8 protein-coding genes are annotated in these 8,703 nt (G+C 69.5%); 3 read left to right on the top strand and 5 right to left on the bottom strand.

From position 1 onward, the window contains the following. Positions 1 to 369 precede the first annotated feature (369 nt). The 5 genes from ACMGDM_RS08225 to hisS all read right to left on the bottom strand — a co-directional run bounded on the left by ACMGDM_RS08225 (position 370) and on the right by hisS (position 5,888). Positions 370 to 798, bottom strand: coding sequence for a CBS domain-containing protein (locus ACMGDM_RS08225; protein ID WP_436803592.1), 429 nt, complete (start codon positions 796 to 798; stop codon positions 370 to 372). A 387-nt stretch (positions 799 to 1,185) separates the two neighbouring features. Next, entirely contained in the window at positions 1,186 to 2,046 is an 861-nt protein-coding gene (locus ACMGDM_RS08220; RefSeq protein ID WP_436803591.1) for a DUF4167 domain-containing protein, read from the bottom strand. Positions 2,047 to 2,297: 251 nt separating this feature from the next. Further along, positions 2,298 to 3,116 carry a peptide chain release factor N(5)-glutamine methyltransferase gene (prmC, locus tag ACMGDM_RS08215; RefSeq protein WP_436803590.1) on the bottom strand — a complete coding sequence of 273 codons (819 nt, stop codon included), beginning with the start codon at positions 3,114 to 3,116 and terminating at the stop codon, positions 2,298 to 2,300. A gap of 353 nt (positions 3,117 to 3,469) precedes the next feature. After that, positions 3,470 to 4,549 (bottom strand): peptide chain release factor 1, encoded by a 1,080-nt coding sequence (gene prfA / locus ACMGDM_RS08210; RefSeq protein ID WP_436803589.1) that lies wholly within the window; start codon positions 4,547 to 4,549, stop codon positions 3,470 to 3,472. A gap of 115 nt (positions 4,550 to 4,664) precedes the next feature. Beyond that, a complete protein-coding gene (hisS, locus tag ACMGDM_RS08205) occupies positions 4,665 to 5,888 on the bottom strand; it encodes a histidine--tRNA ligase (protein WP_436803588.1) in 1,224 nt (407 codons plus the stop codon). Positions 5,889 to 5,941: 53 nt separating this feature from the next. Between hisS and ACMGDM_RS08200 the strand changes: the two genes are divergently transcribed. The 3 genes from ACMGDM_RS08200 (at position 5,942) to ACMGDM_RS08190 (ending at position 8,551) form a co-directional block, all read left to right on the top strand. Next, the gene (locus tag ACMGDM_RS08200; RefSeq protein ID WP_436803587.1) at positions 5,942 to 6,625 is read left to right on the top strand and encodes a DUF1345 domain-containing protein; all 684 of its coding nucleotides are present in this window, start codon (positions 5,942 to 5,944) and stop codon (positions 6,623 to 6,625) included. A 140-nt stretch (positions 6,626 to 6,765) separates the two neighbouring features. Beyond that, entirely contained in the window at positions 6,766 to 7,629 is an 864-nt protein-coding gene (motA, locus tag ACMGDM_RS08195; protein ID WP_436803586.1) for a flagellar motor stator protein MotA, read from the top strand. Between the two features lie 19 nt (positions 7,630 to 7,648). Next, complete coding sequence (locus ACMGDM_RS08190; protein WP_436803585.1) at positions 7,649 to 8,551, top strand: flagellar motor protein MotB; 903 nt, start codon at positions 7,649 to 7,651, stop codon at positions 8,549 to 8,551. The last annotated feature ends 152 nt before the right edge of the window (positions 8,552 to 8,703 follow it).

Genomic DNA, 8,703 nt, shown 5'->3' with positions numbered 1-8,703 from the left:
CGCACCTTGAATGCGCCAGACCCGCAGACCACCGTCCACATGTCCCTTCATCTTAACCTACAATGTCAAAGAGCCGCCGACGAAGAAACCGGACACCACACCCTCCCCCATCCTTCAATCGGGGAGAACAGTGTCCATCCTATCTGGCGACCGACCCAGAAGCACCGCCTCAGCAGCACCCTCCGTCCGGTGAAGCGGCATATATGGACCACTCTCGCACCGGTCAAACACTTTTTGCAATTTTATGTCGGTCTCGCGCCAAACCCGCAGAAAACCGCGCTTTTCTCGACCCGCACCGGCCAGCGCGCGCGGCGAATCACCGGATCAGCCAGCACGCGGCGAGTCGCCCGGCCTCCTCCGCACGCGCGATCACACCTGCTGGATATAGTCGCGCATCGCTGCGGCCTCCGCCTCGATCCGCTCGATGCGATATTTGACGAGGTCGCCGATTGACACGATCCCGCACAACGTCCCCGCGTCGACCACCGGGAGGTGACGGATACGTCGCTGCGTCATCAGCGACAGCGCGGCGAGCACGGGATCGCTCGGCGCGGCCGTCAGCGCAGGTGCGGTCATCACCTCGACGACGCGGGCCTGGAGCACACCGCTATCCCCGCCGGCGAGCAGCCGCACGACATCGCGTTCGGAGAACATGCCGTGTACCGCGCCATCCGCCACCACCGGCAGCGCGCCGATGCGATGCTCCGCGAGCAGCGTGAGCGCATCAGCGACCGTGATATCAGGGCTGGCGACGACGATATCGGCGCCCTTGCCGCGCAGGATGGCAGCGATGGTCATGACCCTCTCCTCCGTCGGGCGGCACCGACGCGGGTGACGGCTCCGCGGCGCATCATCCTCTCTTCGCGGAGCAATGCAAGCGACGGAGTAGGACGGCGTTCACACGCAGACGGAACGGCGCAACGCCGGATCTGGGGAAAGGCGCGGTGGCGCGATGAGGGCGCTCGCGCGATGGCGCCTCCCGATCGTCACCGCATCGCGCCGGAAAAAGCCGTCCTGCGCATCCTCATGACCTGTGGCGGCCCCCGTGCGAGATGCCGCCGCCCCGGTCATCTTCAACCTGGCGCGGACACGCCGCGCTCCGCTTCGATCGCGCGCCGTAACGCAAGAAGGGCCGGCATCCTCACGGATACCGACCCTTCCCGATGTCTCACCGTTGCGTGGCGCTCACTCGGCCGGCGAGGCCTCCGCGGCGGCACGAACGCGGCGGCGACGCGGCTTGGCGACGGGCTCGTCGCCCTCGACCGACTCGATCGCGGCGCCGAGCGCCGGCGGCAGCCGATCGATACCGAGCTCGGGCTCGCGCTCCGCCTCGCTAGCGGCGGCGGGCACCGCGGCGGCGTCGACCGCCGCCTCGTCGCGCGGCTTGCGCCCGCGGCGGCGACGCGGCGCGGCCTCCTCGCCCTCGCTCACCGCGACATCGTTCGCCGGCGCGGCGCTCTCGCGCGGCGCGACATCGACCGCCTCGGCTGCTTCACGCTGCGGACGACGCTCCTCGCGACGACTGTCCCGGCGCGGCTCGCCCGGCTCGCGCGCATCGCGGCGGCCATCACCGTCACGGCGCGACTCCTCGCGACGGCCGTCATCGCGTCGGCCCTCTTCACGGCGGCCCTCATCGCGGCGGTTACCCTCGCGCTCACGCCGCGGCTCGGCCTCGCTGACGCGCTGCTGCTCCTCCGCGCGGATCGGCTCACCCTCGTCGCCGAAGTCATCGCCGTCGTCGAACGCGTCGAAATCGTCCCGCGGACGGCGCTGATACGGCTGATCGTCGGAGCGGCCGCGCTGATCGGCGAGCACCCGGAAATAATGGTCCGCGAACTGGAGGTAATATTCGGTATTAACCCGATCGCCCGCCATCTGCGCGTCGCGCGCCATGTTGCGATATTTTTCGTGCAGCTGGGCCGCGTTGCCGCGCGCGCGGCTGTCGATCCGATTGCCGCTGTCACGCTGCCCCTGGCCGCCGCCACCCTGACGCTGCTGGCCACCACCACGGCCGCGACGGCGACCGTTCTGACGGTTGTTGATCAAATCACTGTCCTCGTCCTGGAACCAAAACCGGCACTTGCTCCCGCTACACGGGTTGCAGTCGTTCCCCGGCGCCGCGCGTGCCGGGCACCGCAGGCCTGCCATGCCGCCGGACTGCAGCGGCTGATGACGAAGGGAGGGCCATTGCGCCCATCCAACACAACAAATGTCGTTGAGTTCGCGTGCCCCGACGCAGTCTGTAACGGCTCGGCATGCGTTCTCAAAGCAAAATATGGGGACGCGCCGGCAGCGAATCAAGCCGTGACGACGAGACAGCGGTCGCGCCCGGCGAGGTCCTGCCGCACCCGTACCGCCAGCCCGGCGACGCGGAACAGCGCTGCCGCGCTCTCCCCCTGGTCGGCGCCGATCTCGACGCAGGCGACACCGCCGGGCGCGAGCAACGCGCCGAGCTGCGGCGCGATCCCGCGATAGTCGTCGAGCCCGTCCGCTCCTGCGAACAAGGCGCTTGCTGGCTCATAGTGGCGCACCTCGTCGGGCAACACCGCGTCCTGCGCGACATAGGGCGGGTTGGCCAGCACCAGATCGAAGCGCTCGCGCAGCCCCGCGCCCCAGTCGCCCGGGGCGAAAGCGGCGCGCGCCGCAACGCCGAGCGCCACGGCATTGGCCCGCGCCTGCGCGAGCGCCGCCTCCGAGCGGTCGACGCCAAGCCCGGTGGCGTGCGGCCACTCGGCCAGCGCCGCGAGCAGCAGCGTGCCCGGCCCCGTGCCGAGGTCGAGCACGCGCGCCGGAGCGGCTTCGCCGAAGTGCGCAAGCGCGGCCTCGAGCAGCGTTTCGCTGTCGGGCCGCGGGATCAGGGCGCCGGGAGCAACCCCGAGCTCGATCGTCCAGAAGGCGCGCGTGCCGGTGATATAGGCGACCGGCTCCTGCTGCGCGCGGCGCTCCACCAGCGCGGCGAAACTTGCCGGCGCCGTCCAGTCGTCGAGCGTCAGCAGCAGCCGCTCGCGCGTGATGCCGAGCGCGTGCGCGAGCAGCAGCTCGGCATCGAGCCGCGCGGTGTCGGAGAATGCGAAACGCGCGGCGGCGTCGCGAAGCGCGTGGCGGGCGGCGGTCATGGGCGCTTCCTCGCCACGCCGTGCTCCTGCGCGCGCAGGAACACGGGGACCGGTTCACGCGACGACGCGAAGACGCGACGCAGGAGGAAGATGTTCACGTGAAGGCGCGCAGGCGCAAAGAGCGAGCGTCTGCCTCCGCCGGCAGCGCTTCCACCCTTATCCCTCTGTGTAGAGCGTACGCCACCGCGCCCGCCCTTGCTCCGCGCCTCCGCGCCTCCGCGCCTCCGCATAACAACATCTTCGCGTCGTCGCGTCTTCGCGTGAGCTGCCACCGGATGTGCCTCGAGCGGAACGCTCCGACGACGCGCGCCCTAGAGCCGAGGCGAGGCGAGCGCGTGCCGTGCCGTCTGACGCTAGGCCGCATCCAGCGTCGCCAGCCGCTCGGCCTCGTCCTCCGCGATCAGCGCGCCGATCAGCTCGTCCATCTCGCCCTGAAGGATTTCGGGCAGACGGTGGAGCGTGAGGTTGATGCGGTGGTCGGTCACGCGCCCTTGCGGGAAATTGTAGGTGCGGATGCGTTCGGAGCGATCGCCCGAGCCGACCATCGCCTTGCGCGTCCCCGAGCGCTCGCTCGCCAGCCGCTCGCGCTCCGCCTCGTACAGCCGCGTGCGCAGCACCTTGAGCGCCTTGGCCTTGTTCTTGTGCTGCGACTTCTCGTCCTGCTGGATCACCACCAGCCCGGTCGGCAGGTGGGTGATCCGTACCGCGCTGTCGGTGGTGTTGACCGACTGGCCGCCCGGGCCCGACGAACGATAGACGTCGATGCGCAGGTCCTTGGCCTCGTCGATCTGGACGTCGACCTCCTCCGCCTCGGGCAGCACCGCGACCGTCGCCGCCGAGGTGTGGATGCGCCCGCCGCTCTCGGTGACGGGCACGCGCTGGACGCGGTGCACCCCGCTCTCGAACTTGAGCCGCGCAAACACGCCCGCGCCGGTGACACTGGCGACCACCTCCTTGTAGCCCCCGGCGTCGCTGTCCGAGGCGGAGATCAGTTCGACGCGCCAGCCCTGCCGCTCGGCATAGCGCTGGTACATGCGGAACAGGTCCCCCGCGAACAGCGCCGCCTCGTCGCCGCCGGTGCCGGCCCGCAACTCCAGCATCGCCGAGCGCTGGTCGGCGGCGTCGCGCGGCAGCAGCGCGAGCGCGAGCCGCCGGTCGGCGTCGGCGAGCGCGGCGCGATTGTCGCGCAACTCCTCCTCCGCCATCGCGCGCAGCTCGGCGTCGGCGTCCTCGGTCATCACCGCGAGGCTCTCCGCCTCCTGGCGCAGGCGGCGCACCTCGCCCGCGGCGAGCGCGACCGGCTCAAGCTCGGCATATTCCTTCGAGATCTGGACGAAGCGCTCGCCCTCCAGCGCGCCGCTCGCCATCATCGCGGCGAGCTCGTCGCGCCGCGCCTCGATCTGCCGGATACGGTCGAGCGAGATCGCGGTCATGCGGCGGCCATTGCGACGCGGATGCCGGGAGCAGCCCGGCGCGACGTGGACGAGCGGCCACACGTCGCCACGCGGCGAACAATCCCTCCCGGCACGAGGAGGATGGAGACCGCCCTCACGCCAACGCCTCCGCCGCGCGCGCCACCTCGCCGCGCAGCAGCCGCGCGCGCGTCGTCACCGCCTCACCGTCGTGCGCGAACACCAACGTCTCCGCCGGCTCCAGCTTGAGCGCCTTGTCGTAGCGCTTCTTCGGCGAACCCGTCGCGACCAGCTCGGCGGCGATGCCGCCGCGCCGCAGCCGCGCCAGCGCCGCGCTCGCCGCGCCGGCGGCGCGCTCGTCCTCGACCACCAGCACCACGTCAGGCCGCTCCGCCGCGGGTTCCTCGAGCAACATCGCGAGCCGCTCAATCCCCGCGGCCCAGCCCACGCCCGCGGTCGCGGGGCCGCCAAGGCTCTCGACCAGCCCGTCGTAGCGCCCGCCCGCCAGCACCGTACCCTGCGCCCCGAGCCGGTCGGTGACGAACTCGAACGCGGTGTGACGATAATAATCGAGCCCGCGCACCAGCCGTGCGTCGCGCTCCCAGCGCACCCCGGCGGCATCGAGCCCGGCGGTCACCGCGTCGAAGAAGGCACGCGCCGCCGCGGTGAGATAGGCGTCGATGTCGGGCGCGCTGTCGGCGACCGGGCGGTCGCGGGGGTCCTTCGAATCGAGGATGCGCAGCGGGTTCTTGTCGAGCCGCGTCAGGCTGTCCTCGCTCAGCTCGCCGCGATGCGCCGCGAAATGCGCCACCAGCGCGGCGCGCCACGCCTCGCGCGTCTCCGCGTCGCCGAGCGTGTTGAGCTTGAGCGTGACGCCCTCGGCGATGCCGAGCTCGTGGAGCAGCTGGTCGGCCAGCGTCAGCAGTTCGACATCGGCGGCGGGCTCGGGCGCGCCGAGAATCTCGGCGTCGATCTGGTGGAACTGGCGATAGCGCCCCTTCTGCGGCCGCTCGTAGCGGAACACCGCGCCCGAGGTGACCAGCTTGAGCGGCGCATATTGCTGCCAGCCGTTGCTGATATAGGCGCGCGCGATCCCCGCGGTGAACTCGGGGCGCAGCGTCAGCATGTCGCCGCTTCGGTCGGGGAAGGAGTACATCTCCTTGGAGACGACGTCGGTGGTCTCGCCGATCGAGCGCGCGAACACCTGCGTGTCCTCGAACACGGGTATCTCGACCCTCTCGAAACAGTACAGGCGGCGCACGCGATCGAACCCGTCGAGTACGCGCGCGAAGCGGCGCTGCTCGCCGCGGAAGATGTCCTGGGTGCCGCGGACACGGGCGGGTGACTGGATACGGCTCATGATGGGTCGGCGTATCTAGGCGAGCGGTCGCGCGAGCGCTAGCCAATTGGCGCATGTCCACCGACCCAACCCGCGACTCCGCGGCCCACCCGCTTCCACCGCGCTGGTGGGGCATCGGGCGCCGCCTCGCACCGCCACGCTTCGTGCTGTTCGTGCTGGTGTTCGCCGGCGCGCTCGCCGGCGCGATCCCGCACCTCGGCAAGGGGCGCGGCGTGATGGTCGCATTCGACGGCGCCGCTGTCGTCTTCCTCGTCTCGATGGTGCCGCTGTTCCGCCACGACACCCCGGCGCAGATGCGCCGCGCCTCGCGCGCCAACGACGCCAATCGCGCGCTGCTGCTCGCGGTCACCGGCGCGGTGACGCTGGCGATCCTGGTCGCGGTCGAATCGGAGCTCAAGGGCAATGAGAGCGGCATAGGCAAGCTGCTGGTGATCGGCACCTTGGTGCTGGCGTGGCTGTTCTCGAACATGGTCTATGCGCTGCACTACGCGCATCTGTTCTACATGCCGGCCAAAGCGGGCGGCGACTCCAAGGGGATCGACTTTCCCGGCACCGCCGCGCCGGACTATTGGGACTTCCTCTATTTCAGCTACACGCTGGGCATGACCTTCCAGACCTCCGACGTGACGATATCGGCGGCGGCGGTGCGCCGCGTGGTGCTGGGCCAGTGTCTCGCCGGATTCGTCTTCAACCTGGGCGTGATCGCGTTCAGCATCAACGTGCTCGGCTCCAGCTGACCCGCGCGGGCGCCGTGGCCGCGGCGCCACGCTCCGCCGCCCTCGTCGATCCGGGGCGGCAAACCCGTGTCTTGGTAACCACTTCTCCACCGCTCCCCGGTTAACCACCCGGCTCAGACTTCTGTCTTTCGGGGAATCGCATGTTCGCGGGTATCGGCCTGGTAGTCCTTCTGGCGATGGTGTTCGGCGGCTTCGCCATCACCGGCGGTGCGCTCGGCCCGGTGTTCCACGCCATCCCGCACGAGATGCTGATCATCGGCGGCGCCGCCGCCGGCGCGCTGATCATCGGCAACTCGGGCAAGGAACTCAAGGCGATGGGCGGCGGCATCGCCAAGGTCTTCAAAGGCCCCAAGTACAAGAAGCAGGATTATCTCGACGTCATCTTCCTGGTGTCGAAGCTGATGAAGATGCTGCGCATGGAGGGCCCGATCGCGCTCGAGCCGCACGTCGAGGATCCCAAGTCGTCCGCGGTCTTCGCCGAATATCCCAAGCTGCTCAAGGACCACACGCTGGTGAACCTGATCGCGGACACGCTGCGCCTGGTCGTGGTGTCGTCGGGCACGCTCGACGTTCACGCGGTCGAGGACGTGATGGACAATGCGATCAAGACCCACCACCATGAGGTCGAGAGCCCCCACCATACGCTGCAGAGCCTCGCGGACGCGCTGCCCGCGCTCGGCATCGTCGCCGCGGTGCTCGGCATCGTGAAGACGATGGGTTCGATCGACAAGCCGCCGTCGGTGCTCGGCGGGATGATCGGTTCGGCGCTGGTCGGCACCTTCATGGGCGTGCTGCTCGCTTATGGTATCGTCAATCCGCTCGCCAGCCGGCTCCAGCAGGTGATCTCGGCCGACGGCGCGATCTACCATGTCGTCAAGCAGATCATCATCGCCTCGCTGCACGGCCACCCGCAGCCGCTGGTGATCGAGGCGGCGCGCTCGGGGATCGACCACAAGAACCAGCCCGGCTTCGCCGAGGTGTTCGACGGCCTGCGCGGCAAGTAAGGCGGGGAGCGACTGAGCCATGGCCAAGGCCCCGCACGGCGCGAACGTTCCGCCGAAGATCATCTACAAGAAGATCTATATCGAAGGCGGCGGCGGCCACCACGGTGGCGCGTGGAAGGTCGCCTATGCCGACTTCGTCACCGCGATGATGGCGTTCTTCCTGCTGCTCTGGCTGCTCGGCGCCACCACCGAGAAGCAGCGCAAGGGCATCGCCGACTATTTCGCACCGACGCTGATCGACAAGAAGCGCGTCGGCATCGGCGGCAACGGGCTGTTCGGCGGCGAGTCGATCACCTCGGAGACCAAGATGGGGCCGAAGGCGGGCATGTCGTCGATCCGCTCGCTCGCGGTGGTGACCGTGACGAACCAGGGCGAGGTCAAAGGCTTCGGCACGAAGGGCTCGCTCCGCAGCGCGTCGCAGGCGGCCAAGGAGGACGTGAAGAACTTCCAGAAGCTGCGCGACGAGGTGATGAAGCGCATCGCCGAGACCAAGGCGCTGGCGCGGCTGGCCAAGCACATCCGCTTCACGATGACGCCGCAGGGGCTGCGGATCGATCTGGTGGACGACGCGGACTATTCGATGTTTGCGCTCGGCACCACCGCGCTGGAGTCGGAAGCGTCCGAGCTGATCGGGCTGGTGGCGCGCGGGATCAAGGACATGCCCAATCCGATCATGGTGCGCGGGCATACCGACAGCCTCGCCTTCGGCGATCCGCGCGCGATGAACAACTGGATGCTGTCCTCGGGTCGCGCCGAGGCGACGCGCCGCCGGCTCGCGCTGGCGGGGCTGCCCGAGGCGCGCTTCAACCGGATCGAGGGCGTGGCGGACCGCGAGCCGATGATCGCGGACAACCCGCAGGACCCGCGCAACCGCCGCGTTGCGATCACCCTGCTGTACCGCGCGGGCACTTTCGGGGAGTGAGGAAGCGATCCCCTAACCGCGTCGCGGTTGCGCTGAGACGTGCCACCGCGTCGATGACGTCGAAGCGCCGATCCGGAAGAGCGATCTATAATAAACGGACCTACAGTAGCAGGGAAAACATCCGCTATGATAAGGCCCGCCTCGCCCTTTCT

The sequence above is a fragment of the Sphingomonas larreae genome (assembly GCF_051400595.1).
Lineage (GTDB): Bacteria > Pseudomonadota > Alphaproteobacteria > Sphingomonadales > Sphingomonadaceae > Sphingomonas.
Note: the sequence above shows the minus strand (reverse complement) of the source record. Positions and strands in the feature narration are given on the sequence as shown.